The sequence below is a fragment of the Bartonella vinsonii subsp. vinsonii genome (assembly GCF_902825235.1).
In the GTDB taxonomy this organism is placed as follows: domain Bacteria; phylum Pseudomonadota; class Alphaproteobacteria; order Rhizobiales; family Rhizobiaceae; genus Bartonella; species Bartonella vinsonii.
This window is the reverse complement of sequence record NZ_CADEAJ010000009.1, coordinates 39741-60590: the sequence shown is the minus strand read 5'-3', so window position 1 is coordinate 60590 and position 20850 is coordinate 39741. Positions and strand designations below refer to the sequence as shown.

Genomic DNA, 20850 nt, shown 5'->3' with positions numbered 1-20850 from the left:
TCTTTTACTTGCAAACAAAACAAACACTAAAATATAAAATCAGGCTTTTTTAAAAAACCCAGCAAACCTTTTACAGCAAGGTTAAAAGCTCGACGCGACGCAATGATCCCATCTTCTTTTACATAAATCCGCGCAACACCGGAATTACCATGTCCTTCAACCACAATGAGACGCCCACCGTCTCTCACTTGATCAAAAATACCCTCCGGAATAAAATCAACAGCACCTTCGATAAAAATCAGATCATAAGCCCCCCCCACAACATATCCTTGCTCCAAAGGTCCATGAACCACAGCCACATTGTCACACTGATGACGTTTTAAAGCCTCAATAGCTCGCTCTGAAAGAGCTTTATTACTTTCTAGCGCAATCACAGAGCCTGCAAGTTTTGAAAGCAATGCTGCACAATAACCACTCTTCGCACCGATATCTAAAACAACATCCGATGGTTTTACAGTTGCAAGCTGTAGCAATTTTGCTAAAGAGGCAGGTCCCATTAAATAGCATGCAGGGAGCCCATTTTCCGCTGGAAATACAATAATATCGGTATCAAGATAACTTAAAGCTTTCACATCTTCTGGTACAAAGTCTTCACGCGGTACCGTTAAAAATGCTTCAAGAACTGATAAATCCGTTACATTTACTGTACGAATTTGATTGTCAACCATTTTGCGACGAAGCTCTGCAAAATCTGCAACCATAACGATACTTTTCTCCTATATACAACAAAAACTACAACAAAATAGCGATAATGAGAACCTAAAATCTTTCACTGGGGGTGTTACAAAAAAGGACGCTACCGTCAACAATGAGATTTTAATCGCACTATTTTTCATGCAAAAGCACTTTACCATGAAGAGAAGCAGTTTACTTGCGCAAATTATCCCCAAAAGCCATCTTATTTAAATTGGCTGGAGGCCTCGCCCGGAATCGAACCGGGATACAAGGATTTGCAGTCCTCTGCGTAACCATTCCGCCACGAGGCCTCATCAACAAAAATATTAGAGTGTCAATAAGGGAAGGCAACGCATCCGTCAAGCTATAGAAACCTTCTCTGTTCTTTTTTCCTCTTCTTCTGTCATTTATGGCATTTTTTTTAAAAAAAGTAATTTTACTCTTTGCAAATCAGTATTGCTTTGCTATAGCCTTTTCAGTCAGATAATTGGGCACTGTTCCCCGGTAGCTCAGCGGTAGAGCAACCGGCTGTTAACCGGTTGGTCGCTGGTTCGAATCCGGCCCGGGGAGCCATATTTCTCCTTATTATGCATAATCTACTGTTTTTGTTAGACTTTTTTTTGAAGTGAGGGATATGTAGATAAAAGTAAGGGAATAGGGTTTCTGAATTTGCCTCAATAAAATGCATTATTTTTACAAAAAATCTTCAAAGTGCTAACAAACACACCAGCATATAATGAACTGAACGAATCAACTAAGAGCTAACAGTTAGGGGCATATTATTGGATAGTAGCCCCATACAACCAACATAACAAAAGATTCCTGTGACTTAGAAAGCTATGGAATAAATTGAAATCCTGTTGCAAATGCCATTCCAATATAAGCTACATGCACACTGCATTCTGTTTTTTTTAAATTACACTGCGTGACGAACAAAGGATAAAATCCATCTATATTTTCTACATATGTATTAACATACAAATGTAGAGGTAAGTGGGTATTTATAGAATTCTCATCACCCATAACGTTCTCTCCTTTAGAAATTAGATTAAGGAAATAAAACGTATCTTTTATTTAAATGCAGCAAGAGATACATAACTAGAGTTTTCACAGTCGCTTCTAAAGCGCAGTATGGATGATGATTTCTCTTTAAGATATTTTTAATGATACCATACATCCAAACTGTTCCCGCTGCTCAAAAGTTGAAATCTTTAAAATCCTCTCTTATTGAGCAAGAGCGCTCTTTATATATCTTCTGCTATATTTCAAACTGAGAAGAAATCAAAAAGAGAAAAATACTCCGCAATCTCTTCTCAAGATTGTCCTCAAGCAGCCTTCTTCACTGACTTGCGAAAACGAAAAGGCTTTGCACGTTTTGCGGCTGCTTTTGCTTTTTTATGTCTTTCATTGGGAGAGGAAGATTTCTTACCCTGTAACTGTTCCGTTTTATCTTTACAACTTGAAAATTGCTTCTGACGTTTAGATTTTCTAAAATGGAGTTCCTTACTGTTTTCTTTTTCTCCACCTTCTAATACAATTGACTTTTCTGGAAAAGCAGCAAACTGTTCTGGAACAGCTTCACGTACTAATCGCATACGAGTCAAGCGTTCTACAGCGCGCAATCGTGCCCCCTCAGCACCTTCATCAAAAAGTGTTATCGCTTCACCAGAAGCACCATTGCGTCCTGTACGACCGATACGATGCACATAACTTTCAGCTTCATCTGGTAAATCATAATTAATAACATGGCTTATTCCTGGTATATCAATACCGCGCGCTGCAATATCTGTTGCAACAAGAATCTGTACGGCTCTTTCACGAAAAGCTTTTAAAGCAGACTGCCGAGCATTTTGTGATTTATTTCCGTGAATTGTTGCCACACAATACCCACTCTTTGCCAAACTACGTGTGACAGCATCAGCACCGTGTTTAGTCCGAGTAAAGACAATCACGGAAGCAAAAACAGGATTTGTCAAAAGTTTGCATAAAACATTCTTTTTTTCACGCGTAGAAACACAATATAACTTTTGGATGATCTCCGCAGCCGTTGTCCCTTGAGGAGAAACCTCTATTTTGACTGGATCATTGAGCAAACACTTTGCAAGTCCCGCAATTTCTTTCGGCATTGTTGCAGAAAAAAGTGCTGTCTGACGCTCTTGATGCAAAAGTTTTGCAATATCCCGTACATCATTAATAAACCCCATATCTAGCATACGATCTGCTTCGTCCAGAACTAAAAAACGAGATTGAGAAAGATTAACGCATTTTTCACGTACAAGATCTCTTAAACGCCCTGGTGTTGCTATCAAAATATCCACCCCAGCACTCATGCGCTTAATTTGTTTTAAACGTGATACCCCACCAAAAACAAGACAGGTCGAAAGATGCGTTCCTTTCGCAACAGCACGAATTGTTTCATCAACTTGAACAGCAAGTTCACGTGTCGGAACCAAAATCAAAGCACGCGCAGTTTTAGGGGAGCGTTTATCACCCAAAGCCAAAATCTGACTTAAAATAGGTAAACCAAATGCCAAGGTTTTCCCCGAACCTGTCTGTGCAATCCCTAACACATCATGCCCTTTTAGCATCACGGGAATCGCTTGTTCCTGAATAGGTTTAGGTTTACTCATACCAGCAATGAGCAAGTTCTTAATCAAAAGAGTAGATAAACCCATCTTTGTGAAAATATTTTCTTCATTAGTCAAAATAAAATCTTTCCTCAGCTCAACAACTCTAAACGAGTAACAAGCTGAACTCTGTTCCTCAAGAATCCGCGCAAAAGAGACCTTGATATTTCCAATTTGTGAAGCAACGCTTGAAAGAGCGATTTGCGCAACCTGTGAACACCCTGAAATCAAGGTAAAGGCACATAAATCTTACTTATATAAACCTTAATTTATAAAGAGCTAGTGAACCAGCTTAAACACCTTCATGGGTATTATCGTTGGAATATGATAAAAAAGCAAGAAGTTTGAGAAAGTTATTTCTCATAAACAAGAAAACAATATCTGAATCGTTTATTTCCTTATTATGATTTCCTTTGGCAAATGTACTCTACTAAAGTCAGGATAAATTTCTAGAAAAACAGGATTCTGTACAGTTTTCTGACCACCATAGATCAAATACCATTGCATCTTATCAAAAATCGCCAAAGTTTTATATTGAATAACACGATCGTTCGTCTCAAGCATTGTCGGAATCAAAGCATAAAAAGTCCCTTTGTCCGTTTGCAAATAATCTATATTTTTTTCATCTAAATGATAAGCACCAGTAGGAAAATTCTCAAATTGAGCACGCAACTGTTTAAGAAATCCGTGACGTAAATGATCCTCTGTCTTATTTAATCGGCGCGCCATTTCTTTGTAAAGCCGATCGGGCATATAAGCAGAAAGAAGTGCAAAATTCCCATTTCTTACAGCATTATTGACATCAACAACTAATCTTGAAAGTTCAGCTTTTTGTATTGTTTCTAGCTCAGATGCTGCACTCTGTTTATCCACACTTAAAAACAAAAACAGTCCCAGTAAAAAATAAAAAACAGACTTCATTCTCAATATCTCTCATTTTTGCAAAATTTTAGCTTTTCATTAGCTTCTCAAATGACAAAATCGAACAATGTTTGATCATCGGTAATATCACGATAGCGCCAACCTAAAGCTTGAAACTTTTTCTCTAAGAGACAAAAATTATCGTATTTTTTTGTTTCAATTGCGATCAATACAGAACCAAAGCTCCTCGATGATTTTTTAAGATATTCAAAGCGCACAATATCATCATCAGGAGAGAGTTGAGCAAGAAAATGACGCAATGCACCAGGATGTTGCGGAAAACTAAAAATAAAATATTTTCTCAAGCCCTGAAAACGTAGAGAGCGCTCTTTAATATCCGGCAAACGCTCAAAATCTAAATTACCACCCGAAATAACGAGAAGGATTTTTTTGCCTTTCAACTCTTGAGGGGGAAGACTCTTAAGAGCATCGATTGATAAAGCCCCTGCTGGTTCTAAGACTACACCTTCAACATTAAGCATCTCAACCATTGTAGAACAAACACGATTTTCAGGAACTGTAATAACAGAATCAGCTGAAAATTGCTTGAGCATTGTATAATTTAACGCACCAATTTCCGCCACAGCAGCACCATCTACAAATGTATCGATATTCTCAAGTTTAACACGTTTTCCACTCTTCAAACAAGCAAGTAAACTTGCGGCTCCTTTCGGTTCAACAAAACGAATCTCTGTTTTCCAACCATATTCATGTAAAAACTTACTTACTCCACTAGCCAAACCACCACCACCTACGGGGACAATAATTAAATCTGGCGCGCTCTCGCCCTTGAGTTTTTTCCATTGCAAAACAGCCTCATTAAGAATTGTCGCTTGTCCTGTAATAATGCGAACATCGTCAAAGGGCGGAGCCATGATACCACCACCTTGTGAGACAAAAGACTGTGCTGCCGCATAACATTGATCAAATGTTTCACCAACTAAACGGATATCAACAAACTCTTCACCAAAAATGCGTGTCTTATCAATTTTCTGTTGCGGAGTCGTCACAGGCATAAAAATCACGCCTTTACGTTTAAAATAGCGACAAACAAAAGAAACGCCTTGCGCATGATTCCCCGCCGATGCACAAACGAATGCAGAATCTTGAGATATCTTCTCAAGCATTTCTGAAACAAAATTAAAGGCACCGCGAATCTTATATGATCGCACTGGTGTTAAATCTTCACGTTTCAAATAAATCTCTGCATCATATTTTTGACTCAGAAAATCATTTCTCTGAAGTGGTGTTTCAGCAAATACATTATGCAAAGCCACCATAGCTTTATTGACGTCTCGAATAAATTTACTCATAACACCTGTCATTTCATGCTTCGTTAATATTACACAGGCTTCTTCTAGCTCTAAAGGCAAACATTGTCAGTCAAAAATTGAATAAAATACGAAAAGTTCTACTCTTAATCATTAATTCTTGATTCAACAAAAGATATAGCTTATGAGAGAGCTCTTATCGCGGACGTGATGAAATCGGTAAACATAGCAGACTTAAAATCTGCCGGTCTAAGACCTTGCGGGTTCAAGTCCCGCCGTCCGCACCACCCACAATCCGATTTCGCTTTTAAGAGCTGTTGAATGGGCTGCTTCAGCAGTCTCTATAACGCATTTTAGGTTACCAAATAGCTCCATAATAACAATTTCAATTATGAATCATAATTTCTTTTGAACATGCGTTTTAGGAGTAGCAATAATCTCACAGCTCTTTCGCTTCTCAACACAAGCAATTAAAAATTAATGCCCTCCTTTCTACCCAAAGGATAATATTTTATAGGACAGCAAAAAAGGCCCTATCAAAAGATAGGACCTTTTAAAGCAATTATCTCACAAAAATTAGAATTTGTAAGCTAAACCAATACGTAAATCATTCGTTTTATAATTAACTTCAATCTCATCTTTAAATTTCTTTTTACCAAAATCTGAATAACGATATTCTGCACGCGCAATAACTTTGTCTGTCAATGCAAAATCAACACCACCACCAAGAGTATAACCAATCATTGCTCTTGTAACATCTGAAGTAGCATTAAAGGGCTCTGCTTCTGTAGTTGACGTCGACAAAATATCTTGAAACTTTCCATAAGTGACACCACCAGAGATATAAGGCATAATACGACCAGCAGAATAACCAACACGCACCCGTGTAGCACCATTCCATTTTTGTTTTAAAGTATGAGTAAAAGTTATACTACTTTTCTTTGCACTTTCACTTGTTCCTGTCTTAGCTCTCATTACATAACTCAGAGCTTTCTTTTCCACACTTCCTGCAACTTCACTTTTCTCAGATTCTTCACTCTTAAAAAGAGTTTTTGTATCTTTTTGGCCAATTAAAAGGAGATCCGTATCAATTCCCCCAATAAAATGATTACCAAGATCAAAATTGATACCTGCATAAAAACCACCTGTAAAACCAGAAGGTTCAGGCATATACTTTTTCTCGACGGGTATCCACTCTTTCTTTCGAGCATCCTTATCAGGATAAAGAGGAATATTAACATCAGGTGTAAGTGCAGAGGTTTTACTCGAAAAACCACCAATTTGGCCTCCGAAATAAAAACCTGTCCAAGAAAAAGGTGAAGCAACAATAACCGATGCAGCAACATGTTCTGACGGTTCAGAAATCACCACATCTGCTGCCTGTACCATAGAAGCTGAAACAAAAGCAAAAACGGATACTGTTATAAATTTTGTATTCATAAAATTATACCCCACTGCTATTATTTAAATATAACGAAAACTTATATCTAACAAAAACAAAGTTCTACAAAATTCTATGCTTAAAATTTACACATATTTCTTTATCTTTACACTAAAAATTAAGTTTAGTAAATAAATTTTAAATTTAATAAAAATCAATACTTATAAATCTAAACTTTTATCGAAAACATAATTTATATTTATTTTAAAAAAATTATAATTAAATAATAGCAATGGCTTTTATTGCATTATTATCTAAGATAATATCTTCCATAAACATATTAAAAAAACAACTTACCTTTTTGTAAGTATAACTTAATGAAATTATAAAAATAAGTTGTAATAAAAAATGAATAATAAAATCATTTATCGTATAATCATAAAATCATTTTATATGAAAAATATTTCAACAAATATTATCGAAGGATAAGAAATAACTGATTACATTTCAGTTCTTTGCTTTTAGAAACGTTTAAAGATTCTTACACTGAAAACACATATTGCAAACACCACACATAGAAAAGGCTAACACTCTTACTTTCCCAATGTGAAATCTGACACGAAAACCATACTTTTCTACTAGCTCCTCATCATAACATTTCTCACCGAGTCCAAGAATAATATCTTTGCCTTTCCAAATCTTGTTGCGCAATCAAAACCTTAAACAATTTTATTTAAAAATTGCTCTACCCTCACTGATTTCTATATTATCTTCTGCCTTGATTGCAAAACGATCTTTATTAGGAAAAGTGATAAAACACCCCTTCATACAAATCGTAACTGTTTGATGCGTATCTAACGAAATATTTAAGGGGATACTCCCTTCAACAACGATAAGAGACTGTACCTTTAAATCAGAGTTTTTCACAGTTGCTGCAAAAGTTGTTAGAGTTAAAATATCAAACAAAACAACCGCAATAAAAACATACACATATCTTAGCATTCCAAGATTCCTTCCTCAACAAAACGTTTATATAATACAAAACGAAGAGCATTGGTCACCTTAGAAGGTGAAGTAATGTTAGGTACATAAATAGCCAGATTAAATGAAAATTTTTTACTATCAAATGCAGTAAAACTCACCTGCGGTGCAGGATTTTTTAATATTCCTTCTGTTGCAGATGCAATTTCTAACAAAATTTCAACAACACGCTCTGGAGCAAGATGAGAAGAAACAGTAAGAGGGATATCAATCCGCCCCATTTTACTCCGTCGAGTCCAATTACTGACATTATTATTGATAAGACATGAATTAGGAATAATAATTGTCTTGCGCTGAAATGTTTCCAATTCCGTTGCACGGACACTGATACGTTTGACAATACCACCTACTGATCCAGATTCTACATAGTCTCCTAATTTAAAGGGTCTCCCAACCAAAATAATAAGTCCAGATACAAAATTTTGAACAATATTCTGTAAACCAAAACCTATACCAAGCGAAAGCCCACCAGCAATGAGAGCAAAATTTCTAAGATCCAAACCTGCCATTGACAATGCTATCAAAGCAGACACAACAACACCAGCATAACTTATAACCGTTTTGATAGAATTACGCACACCGATATCGAATTCTCCATGCGCCAATATTGTGCCATCCAACCAACCAATAAATCGACGAATAACAAAAAAACAGGCGCAAAAAATAACAATTCCTGTGAAGAGAGAAATCAAAGAAATAGATACATTTCCAATTTGAAAACCAGTCATCAACTGCCACAACACGGCTCGCAAGTCAGAGTACGAAAAACCAAACTGCACAGCTATTGGCATTGCGCAAAATACAATAACAAACAAATTGAAAAAAATACTCAGAACACCCCCTAATTGATTCATCGTTTTCTCTTCTAAATGCAACCATTGCATCAAACTATGGCCAACGATCGTTTTCATAAATTGGTCTTTAGTTCCAAGTGCTTGTGCACTTTTTATCCCCAAATACATTAAAACTAAAAATGCACCACCAATGATAATTTGCTGCATAATAAAACGCGCCAAACCAACATAACCCCAAAAATTCATCACAATGAGCAATAATCCTAATAGAATGAAGGAAATGCGTATATAAAATGGCCAAAAGTGTGGTTTTCTTTCTTCATCCTGCAAACGCCCACGTCTGAAACGCCAAGGGACAAATGCAATGACAAAAAGCAGTATCGCTACAAGAAAAACAGCAATAAAACTTTTTGCAATTGTCAGAGATAGAGAAGCTGAAATTATTTGATAAATACTATCGAAGACAGCATCAAGTGCCAAGATTCCACCTAAAACAGTGAGTAAAATCACTAACTGATATGACGCTGACGGTGCAATATTGAAAAGATGTGGCGTATCCGATGATAAAAGAACAACTGCTAAACGATTAATCAAAAAGACTAAAATAATTTGATATCCTATCGTATCAAATACTGTTGTGAGCTTTCCTGGATCCAAACTAAAACTACGAAACAAAAATAATACAAGATAAACGCAAACAACACATATCAGCGAAGGAAGAAGAACTGAAATAAAAGCAACGAATAAACGTTGTAGATAAGATATTTCCTCATGGTTCTTGGTCAAATGGGTGTGCATATATGCAAGAACTTTACGAGAAAAATAAGAAAGTCCCAAAGCAATAAAAAGTGGAATAAAAAAGGAAAGAAATAATTGTAAAAGCTTGAAATAAAATATAAAATTCCACCAAGAACTCAACAGAAAAAGAAAATCAGATGAAGCCTCTTTTGTTTTCTCAATGATATGTTTAACCATTGGGATTGAAAACTCAAGCTTGTGCGTAAGTGTACGTTTAAAAAGCTCTCGAGATTGAGAAATAGCAAGTTCGGATATTCTATTTGTAGCCAAAAAGATTACTTCAAACCGAAGCACGAGACTATTAATCTTAGCTTTTTTCTCTATCAAGTGAGAACGCTCCTCACCTATTTTTTGTACATTTTCCGAGTCACTATGGAGCTCTGTCAATTGATCAAGAAGTGCATTAATATCATTAAGAGGAGCACGCAAAACAAACGCTGCTTCTAAAGCACGTTCACTAATATCTTGTGCACGCAAGCGCAGTTCTGTCAAAGCACGTTCATCTTCTATTTCTATTTTATTTTCAAAGTCTCTTTTTAAAGTTTCCGTATTTTGTTCAAGATTCTTAATAATAAGCTGTTGTTGTTGAATAATTTCATCAATTGACTGAGAAGTGATTGCTTGTTCGACGACTGTATTTTGTGCCCCAAGCTGCCCCAAAGCACAAAAGCTAAATACAACGATAATCCCAGAAATAAAGAAAACTATGCGTAATTTTTTTTCCAAAAATGAATACATATCTGCCTTAAATCTATAAAGAGGAATCTATCCCCCCTCTTAGAAAATATGGTATGGAAAAAATATTTTCAACTTTTATAAAATAATCTTATAAAAGCTTCCCCTTATCCTATAATACTGATAATAAGAGAATGGATATCTGTAAGCTGTGAACTCAACAAATCAAAGAAGGCGCCTCTAGCATGTTTTTTTTGCACCTCTCTTGCAAAAAAGAAAATTTTCTCCCTCTTACAATTTGGCTTCTTCTGTCAAGTTTTGGTGTGTTATTGACGAGCGACCTAGGGACGCGTCCTTATCTAATCAAAAGATCACAAGAAAATAATATAGTGAAAACAGAGACGCTTTATCCACAAAACAAGCGCGAACAAATGAATGCTACAATAACTGAAAACACAAAGTTTATAACACTCCATACAAATCCTGTTTTACCTATCGGTACTTTTCAAAACCCTCTCACATTAAGTCTCTTTCTCATAATTACCACAGTTATTTACACACAACTTAAAAACCTTCAAACGCAATATTTTTCAAATAAACGCGCTCCTCCTCTTGCTTGAATTATAAAACTATCATCTTATCTCAGCATTTAACTTTAATACTCTTAGAGATTGCCTATAGCGGAATATATCATGCGTACACCCAGTTGGTTAACTACTCTTTATTGTTTCATCCTTTTAAGCAGCATTTACGTTGCCTTACCCAATTTATTTTCGCCAGAACAGGTTAAAAACGCACAATTCTTACCCAATACCCGTGTAACACTTGGGCTCGACCTTCAAGGAGGCTCTTCTCTCCTCCTCGAGGTCGATAGCAAAACGCTAAAGCGCGATCAATTACACATAGTTTTAGCAAATGTACGTAATACACTCCGCGAAAAACAAATCCCTACGTCGAGTGTTCGTATTATCGAAAATAGCGTCGTTGCAGTTATTTCTGATCCACTACAAACTGAAAAAGCACTCTCTGCTTTAAAGACATTAATAACCCCTATACACAACAGCTTTGGTACCACAACTCATGATATCGCTATCAGTTCTCAAAATGAGACTATCCGTGTCATATTAACCGAAGCTGGTATGAAAGATCGTATAAGCAATGCTATTGAACAAAGCTTAGAAATCATTCGTCGCCGTATAGATCAAGTTGGTGTTACGGAGCCGGCTATCCAAAAGGTAGGAACTGATCGTATTATGGTTCAATTGCCAGGATTACAAGATCCAAAGCAGCTGCGTGATCTTTTAGGAACAACGGCTAAAATGTCCTTTCATCTGGTACCCTCTAATGTAGATATTAATACCCCCCCTCCAGGTGTTTCAATTCTTCCTGGATATACAGATGAAACACAACGTTACGCAATTTATGATCAAATCGCCTTAGATGGAAATGTCCTGAAAGATGCCCGTGCAGGTTTTGACCCGCAAATGCCAGGACGTTCTATTATTTCATTCACCATGAATTCTGCTGGTGCAAAAATATTTGCGGAAATAACACGACAAAATATTAACCGTCCTTTTGCAATCGTTCTTGACAATAAAGTTTTGACTGCCCCTACTATCAATAGTGTTATTCCCAATGGGCAAGGTCAAATTACAGGGAACTTTGATCCCAAAGAAGCCTCGACTTTGGCGGCTCTCCTCCGCGCTGGTTCCTTACCTGCACCACTTACTGTGATTGAAGAGAGAACTGTAGGTCCAAATCTTGGTGCTGACGCAATCCGAATGGGACTTTACACCGGCATAGTTGGCTTCGTTCTTGTTACGATTTTCATTTTTCTTCTCTACAGAGTTTGGGGTATCATTGCGAATATAGCATTAGCTCTCCACACGATTTTAACATTTGCTGCACTCAGCCTCTTGGGTGCAACACTCACACTTCCAGGTATTGCTGGTATTATTTTAGGCATCGGTATTGCCGTTGATGCCAATATTCTCATCAATGAGCGTATTCGTGAAGAAAGCCGAAAGGGTGTCAGCGCCTTTGCAGCCTTAGATCGTGGATTTAAACACGCTTTTGCCACCATTGTTGATGCCAATGTTACTGCAATTATTGCAACTATTTTACTGTTTTGGTTTGGTACCGGTCCTGTTCGCGGTTTTGCTGTCACAATGTTGCTTGGTATTATCATCTCCATGTTCACAAATATCACTATCGTGCGCATCATGATGATTTGGGCAATCCGTAAATGGAAAATTAAAACTCTGCATCTTCACTCTGTTTTCAATATCATCCCACAAAGTACATCTTTTCACTTTATGAAAGCGCGCTTCGTCGGTATTGGCGTTTCAATTGTTTTATCACTTGCTTCAGTTTTTCTATTTTTTAAGCCTGGCTTAAACTTTGGAATTGATTTCATTGGTGGAAGTCAAATGAGTATTACCACAAAAGCCCCAGCAAACTTAGCAACCTTGCGTTCTAAGCTTTCTACCCTTAACATTGGTGAAATTACACTACAAAATATTGACAATGCAAACACTGTTCTGATTCGTATGCAAAAACAAAGTGGCAGTGAAGCACAACAAAGCGTTGCCATTGATAAGGTCAAAGCAGCAGTACACACCATCTATCCAGATGCCACATTCGATCAAATAGAGGTTGTTGGTCCCAAAATTTCAGGGGAGCTTGCCACAGCTGCCTTTACTGCTGTTATTCTCGCTGCAATTGCTATGTCCCTCTATATATGGTTGCGCTTCGAATGGTTCTTTGCCGTTGGGGCAATTGTAACACTCATTTTAGACACCACAAAAATGATTGGTTTTTTTGCTTTATTTCAATTTGATTTCAATTTAACGGCTATCGCCGCTCTTTTAACAATTGTTGGTTATTCGATAAATGATAAGGTTGTTGTCTATGACCGAATGCGCGAAAATATGCGTCTTTATAAAAAAATGCAGTTGCGTGAACTCATTGATCTCTCCATTAACCAAGTTCTTGTTCGCTGCCTCTTTACATCAGCGACCACAGTTCTTGCGATGTTACCGATGGCGATATGGGGTGGAAGTGCAGTCCATAATTTTGCGGTCCCCATGGTCTTTGGAATTATTATTGCAACATCGTCCTCTATCTTTATTGCCGCTCCTATTTTACTCCTGCTAGGAAATTGGTGGCAAGAACGGAATAATCGTAAAAACACTCAATGAAAATAAAAATGCCATGCTCATTCACAGACTATTCTCTCTCTTTTCATAAAAAATTACCGTCATTTCAACTCACTCATTTTTTGATAAAAAGTCGTAAATAATCCATGCTCCATGACACACCACTCATTACAACTATCGTCTCAGGTTTATGTTTAGCATTTCTTTTAGGAATGGTTGCTAGCCGTTTGCGTATTTCACCACTCGTGGGGTACTTGTTAGCAGGTGTTATTGTAGGGCCCAACACAGGCGGCTTTAAAATAGATTCTGTTATTATCAACCAACTTGCTGAAATTGGTGTGATTTTGCTGATGTTTGGTGTAGGGCTCCATTTTTCATTAAAAGATCTTTTATCTGTAAAAGCTATTGCTATCCCTGCTGCCATTGCACAGATGGCATTTTCTACTTTTCTAGGCTTGTGTCTTGGTCTGATCATGGGATGGGGATTTAGCGGTAGTCTAGTCTTCGGTCTAGCTTTATCAATAGCAAGTACTGTTATCCTCTTGCGTGCTTTGCAAGAACGCCATCTTATTGAAACAGAAAAAGGACGCATTGCGGTTGGTTGGTTGATTATTGAAGATTTAGCGATGGTTCTTATACTCGTTCTCATACCATCACTAGCAAATATCCTTGGCAATACAAAAAAAGAAGCGGTTGATCCTCTTGTTCAATGGTTAGATTTAAGTATTGGGGGAATTTTTGGTCTCACCATCTTGAAAGTTTTCATCTTTATCGCCCTTATGCTTGTTATTGGACGGCGTGTTATCCCATGGTTTTTAAAGGTGAGTGCACAATCGGGATCACGAGAGTTATTTCGTCTTAGCGTTTTTGCGATTGCACTAGGCGTAGCATTTGGAGCAGCCCATTTATTTGGTGTTTCTCTTTCTCTTGGTGCTTTTTTTGCAGGCATGGTTATGAGTGAATCAGAATTAAGTCATCGTGCAGCGGAAGAATCCTTACCACTACGAGACGCATTTTCTGTTCTCTTCTTTGTTTCTGTAGGCATGTTATTTGATCCAGGAAAACTATTCACCCATTTTTTTCCTCTCTTAGCAACACTCTCCATTATTATATTAGGAAAATCTGTTGTTGCATTTTTCATCGTTAAAGCTTTTCGCTATTCTAACGCAACAGCCTTGACCATTTCTGCAAGCCTTGCCCAAATCGGAGAATTTTCTTTTATCCTTGCGGGTTTAAGTTTGAGTTTAGGACTTTTAAACAACGACGCCCATGATTTAATCCTTGGAGGTGCAATTCTTTCTATTTTGCTCAATCCTCTTGTTTTTATTGCCTGTGATAAAATTAAAAAACGTCTAGAAAATTTTCCTACAAATTTACAAGATACACAAAAAATCAATGATGTTAATCTGCAAGATTCGGACCAAGATTTTTTACCAACAACTTTAACAAACCATATCGTGATTATTGGCTACGGACATATTGGTAAATGTGTTGCATTATCCTTAATAAACAGAGGTGAACCTATAGTGATTGTCGAAGAATCAAAACGCCTCGCTGATAAAGCAATTGCAGACGGGTTCGAGGTCATTTGCGGGAATATTATTCAACAAGAAATAATGAACGCAGCAAATATGAGTGCTGCATATAAAGTCGTTATTACAATGCGAAGTACTATTGAAGTAGGAGAATGTATAGTGAATATACGTGATATGAAGAAGGACATTCAGATAATCACGCATGCATTATCCGATGTAGAAACAACTTATCTGATTGATTTAGGTGCAAATGTTGTAGTAACGGATGATGAGGAAATTGCCAATGGTATTATCGAGCATATAGAAGGACAAAGATCTGTCAAAAATATGCACAATCATGAATTAAATTGAAGAAAACATAAAATGGATAAAGACGCGTGAAAATAAAGCAATTTATATGGCCATTTATTGGCATCCTAGCAATGCTGATTTCTATCCGCATTCTTTATGTAAAGCTTTCGGCCATTTCTTTTGGTGATGTACTGGAACGCTTGAGTAATTTAAATGCACAAGACTGGTTGTTAGCCTGTTTGTGCTCTCTTCTAGCTTATGCTGCTCTTGCTGGATATGACCGAATTGCCTTGCAACATCTGGGCCATAAAATTTCTTGGATTTTTATCGCTATATGTTCGTTTACTACTTATGCACTTTCGCATAATATTGGTGCTTCTGTTTTTTCTGGCGCAGTCGTACGCTATCGCGCCTATAAAATGAAAGGATTGAATGGAACAGAAATCGCAATATTGGTAGGTTTTTGTTCTTTTACTTTTGTGATAGGTACAATCTTACTTTTCGGAATTGTTTTGATTCTGAAACCCGAAATCATTACTCTCATTCATGATGAACTTCCTAAATGGCTTGGAACAACAATGGGGGCAATTCTGCTCAGCTGTATAGCACTTTATACTTTTGGCAGCTGGCTTCAATTAAAACCCTTACACTTAGGAAAAAAAATTCAGCTTTCCTACCCGCAGCTAAAAATTGTCATTCAACAACTTCTCATTAGCCCTCTAGAGCTTTTAGGAGCAGCAGGAATTATATACGCTGTCCTCCCGCATAATACAGATATTCATTTTATTTCTGTGCTCGGTGTTTTTCTTGCATCTTTCACGATAACTCTTCTTTCCAATGCCCCTGCCGGAGGGATTGGTGTTTTGGAAGCTTTATTCATAACAGGCATGCCCAGTGTAAATCCAACTGATGTTGTTGCAGCACTTATTGTATTTAGAATGCTTTATTTGATTATACCACTCATCATTTCATTATTTGTCGTAGCAATTTTTGAAACGCAACAATATTGGAAACAGAGCCCCAAAACACCACCTGAATAAATAAAGGGAAATTATAGCTTTCTCTTTTCGTGCACGTGTAAACAATAACAACTGCACAGAATTAAATCCTGTATATCAATCAAACCGTTATCTTTTTTATATTAACTCTTAGAGAGCCTTTTCACACCAATCTACATGGTACAAAATACACAAGGATACTTGATATTATCATTCTTCTTCAAAAAATCATTCATAAACCCATCAACCGAATTCCTGTATAGAAAAACAACTGCTTCTGTAACTGTTCAATAGTGATCAAGATGACTATTTTATAAGAGAGTGTGTTTTTCTATCACCTTACTTAAAAGTAATGTGCTTTTTTCTAGTTACACAAGTGGAGAAATAAGGATTTTAGATAAATTCCGGCGATCCATTTCGATAACTTTAAAACACAAACCATCAGCTTCAAAGCTTTCCCCCTCATTCGGTAAATGACCAAACCGCCAAAGCATAAATCCTGCCAAAGTAGTATAACGATCTGCTTCATCAACAAGATTACGCCCCAGATAACTACTTAAACGACGGATATCCGCATATCCTTCAACAAGAAGGCTTCCATTTTCAAGTTGTTCAGCTATCATAGGTTCTTCATCATCATCAGGAAAGTCACCTGCAATGGCTTCAAGAATATCCGTTGGTGTTGCAATTCCTTCAAAAGACCCATGTTCATCAACAATAATTGCCAGCTGAATCGAAGAATGGCGTAATTGCTCCATCAACCGTAAAACGCTGGTATTTTCGTGAACGACGAGTGGCTCTCTCATGGCTTTTTTCCAATTGATCTTTTTTCCCTCAGCCAAATTTAAAAGAAGATCTTTTGTCAAAGCAACACCAACAAATTCGTCCACTTTTTCACGTGCAAGAATTAAGCGACTATGTTTAACCTGTTGTAATTCTTCACGCATTTCATTCTCGTCACCATTTAAATCCAACCACTCAATCTCATTGCGCGGCGACATAATAGAGCGAACAGGACGATCCGCCAAATCGAGAACACCCCGAATCATTTCTTTTTCTTCCGGTCTAAATAACTCAGAAGCTGCCGCCTGTTCAGCAATAACATCTACAGTCTCACCAAGATTACCGTCTTTGTTGCCCCCACCTAAGAGTCTTAAAACAGCATCAGCTGTTCGACCACGTAGATCATTTGTTGTAATCATCTTCTCACGATTACGACGCCCAATTTGATTAAAGGCTTCAATGAGAACGGAAAAACCAATAGCAGCATACAAATATCCTTTTGGAATATGAAAGCCAAATCCTTCAACAATGAGGGTAAAGCCTATCATCATCAAAAAGCCAAGACAAAGAATTACGATAGTGGAATGACGATTAATAAAACGCATAAGCACGCCAGATCCACACATCATCACCCCCATAGCAGCAATAACTGCTATATACATAACCACTGCCTGTTCTTTGGCAATCATACCTGTTGCAGTAATAATACTATCTAGAGAAAAAACAGCATCCAGCACCACGATTTGCACAATGACCTGCCAAAAAACCGCATAAGCAATGCCTGTTTTTCTTTCATGCGACACGCCTTCTAATCTTTCATGTAATTCTAGCGTTGCCTTTGCCAGTAAAAAAATCCCACCACCGATTAAAATAAGACTATGCCAACTAAATACAAAAGACGAGAATGAAAAAATGATCGTATCAAAATTCATCACCCATCCAATAACCGTAAGAAGAAAAAGCCGCATAACTAATGCTAAAGTGAGGCCTATCAAGCGTGCACGATCACGCAAATGCAGTGGCAATTTTTCAGCTAAAATCGCAATAAAGATGAGGTTATCTATTCCTAAAACAATTTCAAGAAAAACCAACGTGACCAAGCCAAACCACGCATGGGGATCAGTGATCCAATCCATCATAGTTCACCCTTTAAAAACCTAAAAGTGCGCAATTGATAAAACAGATTCATGAGCTTTCATTCGCACAATTGATCAAGAAAATTGAGTGCAAAAAAATTGCATTAGCAGAAAGAAAAGTACTTCCTAGACGCGCACAATTATTGATAAAATTTACAAAACAGTACAACAGCCTAAACTTCTTACAATCACAAGAAGGCTCTTCTGAATTTTTCTCGGGCATTACGCTCGACGATCCTCCAACTATAGTCCCATAATAATCAGAACATTTATTTACAGAGCTTTTTATAATGGGTCTATTTTTATATAAGATCAAGAGGTTTGTATCATATTTTTAACTGTATAACCAATCTCGCTATAGACTTTAGCATTTTTAGATAAAAAACAAGAAAATCATCTAGACTTCCTTTCTTAGGAACGTTATAGAATCGTCCATTCTTATCTTTCAAGAAGCCTTGGGTGATTAGCTCAGTCGGTAGAGCAGCTGACTCTTAATCAGCGGGTCGTGGGTTCGATCCCCTCATCACCCACCATACGCTTTTAAGCTTCATATAACTTATTGATTTCCCACATGTTTTTAAGGTGAGAGATGTGTGAATAAAAGTGAGGGAATAGGATTTCAAATCATGCTTCTACAACGGGGCATTTTTTCTTTTCTCTTTGTAGATTGTCGGTAAATTTTGTATAACTTGGACATAAGATTTTGTACCAATTTATTTTTTTTAAAGGGTTTTAAAGGGGGATCTCACAGGATCTTCAAAGACCTTTCAAAGGTTATTTAAAGCCTCTTTAATGAATCTTTTTCAAAACGCGTAATTTGCAGATGATCAACTCCTTAGCGGGAATCTCATTATTAAAACCGCACGAATAAAATGGAGTAACACCTTTTTGCCTAAATTGACTGAAGTCTTCTCGCATCTTGAATACATCATTAGGAAATAAGAGGTTTTAATGGTGCCATATTGGGTTCATAGCTCGAGGGTAAACTCCCAGCTAGAAAAGTCATGTTTATGAAGTTCGAATGCCGGTAAATTGTTCCCGCTTAAAAATAAAAACTTATTGTCCTTGATTAAAAAACACGCCTGCATACACTCAGCAAGATGTGTTAAAAAAACAACCGTCGATTAATCCGTGCGAACAATATAAGGTAAAGTTTTTTAATGAACTGTTGACTAATTTTTCCTGATAACCATAGCGCTTGTCTAAGATTTCAACAATCTTGCCAACGATGATTTGCTTATCCATCGAAGCACTTTTACCACAAAGCCGCAAAATCTTTCCCTCACTGTCTCCCAAACTGACAATAAACTTGACAACAAAACATCTCCCTCTGAAACCACATGAAATACTCATTATAATGATATATGAATATTCTCACTGAGATTTTTTGAGAGTTCCTTCTAAAAAACACACTGCAAACAAATAAATAGATAAATAAATACCCAAAATATAAACTAATGACAAAAAGCCAAATATATTTACCATATACGCACTAAAGTAAAAGAATAGCAATAGACTAAGCCTTCCAACAGTTGACAAGAAAGATTCATATGTAGCCCTGAGATTATCGCTAATGCTATCGTGCAAAACAACTTCTACACGAAGAGATGTATACTTAATTAAATAAAAAATCATACAGACTAAAAGAACAGCAATTTCTTTTCCTGGATCAAAAAAAGCAACTGTAAAAATCATAGAAACTGAAAGAAACAGCAATAAAACAAAATTCATCCTCTCACTCAGTTTTGTGAAGAGAAAACTCGCCAATAGCTGGGAAAACAATATAAGAGAAAATATCACACCAAGATAAAAATAAGTCACATGAATATCATAATCTTTAAATATCCACTGCCAATACTGCGAAAATATATTGAAAAAAATAAGTGAAAAATAAAAACATAGAGAGATATAAGGAACTTTAACAAAAAGAGATAACATCTCTCTTGCGTCAGAAATTAAAGAATTGGCTTTTCTTAACTTTTGCTCTCCTTTGAGATCATCCAAAAAAAATAAACCAAATATTGTTGTCATCATCATTAAAAATGCAGAGATATACCATATATATTGACGAGAGTAATCGGCAAAATATGCACCTATCAAACTAAATATAAACATGCCAATGTAATTATATTGAGAGCTTGAACCGAGTACTTTTTTAGTAGAGGTAAGTTTTGTTTTCGCATATTGAACAAGTAAAGCATTATAGGCACCAGCAATCAATGTAAGTGATAATGCATTAAAAAATTCTGCCAAAAGCAAACCACTAAAGCTTGTAGAAACTCCCATGAGGAATAGCCATGTAGTTGCAAAAGCCGCTGCTAAAATGATAGATAACTTATAACTTTTTCTATCTGCAAAATATCCAAGAGGAATATCTGTCACCATCATAATAAAAGCTTGAAATGACTTAATGATACCTATATCGATAAGCGTTAACCCTTTTTCAAACATATAAAATACAATAAAGGCGCCTGTTAAAATCCTTATACCGTTAAATAAAAATCCAAACGCTAATATACTCGTCATTTATTCCCCAATAACGCCGATAAAGTAATCAATATATCACTTTAATATAAAAATTTATCTTTTATTACAAATATGGCAACAGCCGCTATACGGATCTCCAGTCCTATCAATTTGATATCCGGAAAAATGCCGGAAAAATGAATGAATAATGCCTTGTCATAATTTGACATTTATCAAAACCGGTTAATTGTATTATGTGTGGCATAAAGGCATGGATAATCCAATTCTAAGCCTTCATCG

14 protein-coding genes, 4 tRNA genes and 1 pseudogene are annotated in these 20850 nt (G+C 36.7%); 7 read left to right on the top strand and 12 right to left on the bottom strand.

What is annotated here, in order from left to right:
• Positions 1-26: 26 nt before the first annotated feature.
• Both J7R12_RS07160 and J7R12_RS07155 read right to left on the bottom strand, forming a co-directional pair.
• Positions 27-701 carry a protein-L-isoaspartate O-methyltransferase family protein gene (locus J7R12_RS07160; RefSeq protein WP_126603519.1) on the bottom strand — a complete coding sequence of 225 codons (675 nt, stop codon included), beginning with the start codon at positions 699-701 and terminating at the stop codon, positions 27-29.
• Between the two features lie 211 nt (positions 702-912).
• A tRNA-Cys gene (locus J7R12_RS07155) sits at positions 913-986 on the bottom strand.
• 187 nt (positions 987-1173) lie between these two features.
• Here J7R12_RS07155 and J7R12_RS07150 point away from each other — a divergent pair.
• Positions 1174-1248 (top strand) — tRNA-Asn (locus J7R12_RS07150).
• Between the two features lie 264 nt (positions 1249-1512).
• Here J7R12_RS07150 and J7R12_RS07145 read toward each other — a convergent pair.
• The 4 genes from J7R12_RS07145 to ilvA all read right to left on the bottom strand — a co-directional run bounded on the left by J7R12_RS07145 (position 1513) and on the right by ilvA (position 5548).
• Positions 1513-1698, bottom strand: a complete 186-nt coding sequence (locus J7R12_RS07145) for a hypothetical protein (RefSeq protein ID WP_126603520.1) — start codon at positions 1696-1698, stop codon at positions 1513-1515.
• Between the two features lie 302 nt (positions 1699-2000).
• A complete protein-coding gene (locus J7R12_RS07140; protein WP_234924852.1) occupies positions 2001-3350 on the bottom strand; it encodes a DEAD/DEAH box helicase in 1350 nt (449 codons plus the stop codon).
• 342 nt (positions 3351-3692) lie between these two features.
• Positions 3693-4223 (bottom strand): hypothetical protein, encoded by a 531-nt coding sequence (locus tag J7R12_RS07135; RefSeq protein WP_126603522.1) that lies wholly within the window; start codon positions 4221-4223, stop codon positions 3693-3695.
• A 47-nt stretch (positions 4224-4270) separates the two neighbouring features.
• Positions 4271-5548, bottom strand: coding sequence for a threonine ammonia-lyase IlvA (gene ilvA / locus J7R12_RS07130; protein ID WP_126603523.1), 1278 nt, complete (start codon positions 5546-5548; stop codon positions 4271-4273).
• Between the two features lie 147 nt (positions 5549-5695).
• Here ilvA and J7R12_RS07125 point away from each other — a divergent pair.
• Positions 5696-5781: transfer RNA gene (locus J7R12_RS07125), tRNA-Leu, on the top strand.
• 289 nt (positions 5782-6070) lie between these two features.
• On the opposite strand, the gene J7R12_RS07120 is transcribed toward J7R12_RS07125, so the two are convergent.
• The 3 genes from J7R12_RS07120 to J7R12_RS07110 all read right to left on the bottom strand — a co-directional run bounded on the left by J7R12_RS07120 (position 6071) and on the right by J7R12_RS07110 (position 10246).
• A complete protein-coding gene (locus J7R12_RS07120) occupies positions 6071-6934 on the bottom strand; it encodes an outer membrane protein (protein WP_126603524.1) in 864 nt (287 codons plus the stop codon).
• Positions 6935-7604: 670 nt separating this feature from the next.
• Positions 7605-7877: a hypothetical protein gene (locus tag J7R12_RS07115; protein ID WP_126603525.1), complete on the bottom strand. Its 273-nt coding sequence runs from the start codon at positions 7875-7877 to the stop codon at positions 7605-7607.
• Entirely contained in the window at positions 7871-10246 is a 2376-nt protein-coding gene (locus tag J7R12_RS07110) for a mechanosensitive ion channel domain-containing protein (protein ID WP_126603526.1), read from the bottom strand. The genes J7R12_RS07115 and J7R12_RS07110 overlap by 7 nt, the downstream gene beginning before the upstream one ends.
• 182 nt (positions 10247-10428) lie before the next feature.
• On the opposite strand from J7R12_RS07110, the gene J7R12_RS07105 reads away from it, so the two are divergent.
• The 4 genes from J7R12_RS07105 (at position 10429) to J7R12_RS07090 (ending at position 16207) form a co-directional block, all read left to right on the top strand.
• Complete coding sequence (locus J7R12_RS07105; RefSeq protein ID WP_126603527.1) at positions 10429-10803, top strand: hypothetical protein; 375 nt, start codon at positions 10429-10431, stop codon at positions 10801-10803.
• Between the two features lie 72 nt (positions 10804-10875).
• Positions 10876-13383, top strand: a complete 2508-nt coding sequence (gene secD, locus J7R12_RS07100; protein WP_126603528.1) for a protein translocase subunit SecD — start codon at positions 10876-10878, stop codon at positions 13381-13383.
• Positions 13384-13487: 104 nt separating this feature from the next.
• Positions 13488-15227, top strand: coding sequence for a YbaL family putative K(+) efflux transporter (gene ybaL / locus J7R12_RS07095; RefSeq protein WP_126603529.1), 1740 nt, complete (start codon positions 13488-13490; stop codon positions 15225-15227).
• A gap of 26 nt (positions 15228-15253) precedes the next feature.
• Positions 15254-16207 (top strand): lysylphosphatidylglycerol synthase transmembrane domain-containing protein, encoded by a 954-nt coding sequence (locus tag J7R12_RS07090; protein ID WP_126603530.1) that lies wholly within the window; start codon positions 15254-15256, stop codon positions 16205-16207.
• 326 nt (positions 16208-16533) lie between these two features.
• Here J7R12_RS07090 and J7R12_RS07085 read toward each other — a convergent pair whose 3' ends face one another.
• Positions 16534-18087: a TerC family protein gene (locus J7R12_RS07085; protein WP_126603531.1), complete on the bottom strand. Its 1554-nt coding sequence runs from the start codon at positions 18085-18087 to the stop codon at positions 16534-16536.
• A gap of 454 nt (positions 18088-18541) precedes the next feature.
• Between J7R12_RS07085 and J7R12_RS07080 the strand changes: the two genes are divergently transcribed.
• Positions 18542-18617: transfer RNA gene (locus tag J7R12_RS07080), tRNA-Lys, on the top strand.
• 438 nt (positions 18618-19055) lie between these two features.
• On the opposite strand, the pseudogene J7R12_RS09055 reads toward J7R12_RS07080, so the two are convergent.
• Positions 19056-19404: pseudogene (locus J7R12_RS09055) on the bottom strand (late control protein); the annotation flags it as partial.
• A 54-nt stretch (positions 19405-19458) separates the two neighbouring features.
• Positions 19459-20610: an MFS transporter gene (locus J7R12_RS07075; protein WP_126603532.1), complete on the bottom strand. Its 1152-nt coding sequence runs from the start codon at positions 20608-20610 to the stop codon at positions 19459-19461.
• Between the last annotated feature and the right edge of the window lie 240 nt (positions 20611-20850).

Bases quoted from the DNA above. Each gene is read 5' to 3' on its own strand.
- secD (WP_126603528.1), top strand. From the start codon at position 10,876: ATGCGTACACCCAGTTGGTTAACTACTCTTTATTGTTTCATCCTTTTA.
- J7R12_RS07120 (WP_126603524.1), bottom strand. From the start codon at position 6,934: ATGAATACAAAATTTATAACAGTATCCGTTTTTGCTTTTGTTTCAGCT.
- J7R12_RS07160 (WP_126603519.1), bottom strand. From the start codon at position 701: ATGGTTGCAGATTTTGCAGAGCTTCGTCGCAAAATGGTTGACAATCAA.
- J7R12_RS07105 (WP_126603527.1), top strand. From the start codon at position 10,429: ATGTTTTTTTTGCACCTCTCTTGCAAAAAAGAAAATTTTCTCCCTCTT.
- J7R12_RS07075 (WP_126603532.1), bottom strand. From the start codon at position 20,610: ATGACGAGTATATTAGCGTTTGGATTTTTATTTAACGGTATAAGGATT.
- ilvA (WP_126603523.1), bottom strand. From the start codon at position 5,548: ATGACAGGTGTTATGAGTAAATTTATTCGAGACGTCAATAAAGCTATG.
- J7R12_RS07135 (WP_126603522.1), bottom strand. From the start codon at position 4,223: ATGAAGTCTGTTTTTTATTTTTTACTGGGACTGTTTTTGTTTTTAAGT.
- J7R12_RS07145 (WP_126603520.1), bottom strand. From the start codon at position 1,698: ATGGGTGATGAGAATTCTATAAATACCCACTTACCTCTACATTTGTAT.
- ybaL (WP_126603529.1), top strand. From the start codon at position 13,488: ATGCTCCATGACACACCACTCATTACAACTATCGTCTCAGGTTTATGT.
- J7R12_RS07085 (WP_126603531.1), bottom strand. From the start codon at position 18,087: ATGATGGATTGGATCACTGATCCCCATGCGTGGTTTGGCTTGGTCACG.
- J7R12_RS07115 (WP_126603525.1), bottom strand. From the start codon at position 7,877: ATGCTAAGATATGTGTATGTTTTTATTGCGGTTGTTTTGTTTGATATT.
- J7R12_RS07110 (WP_126603526.1), bottom strand. From the start codon at position 10,246: ATGTATTCATTTTTGGAAAAAAAATTACGCATAGTTTTCTTTATTTCT.
- J7R12_RS07140 (WP_234924852.1), bottom strand. From the start codon at position 3,350: ATGGGTTTATCTACTCTTTTGATTAAGAACTTGCTCATTGCTGGTATG.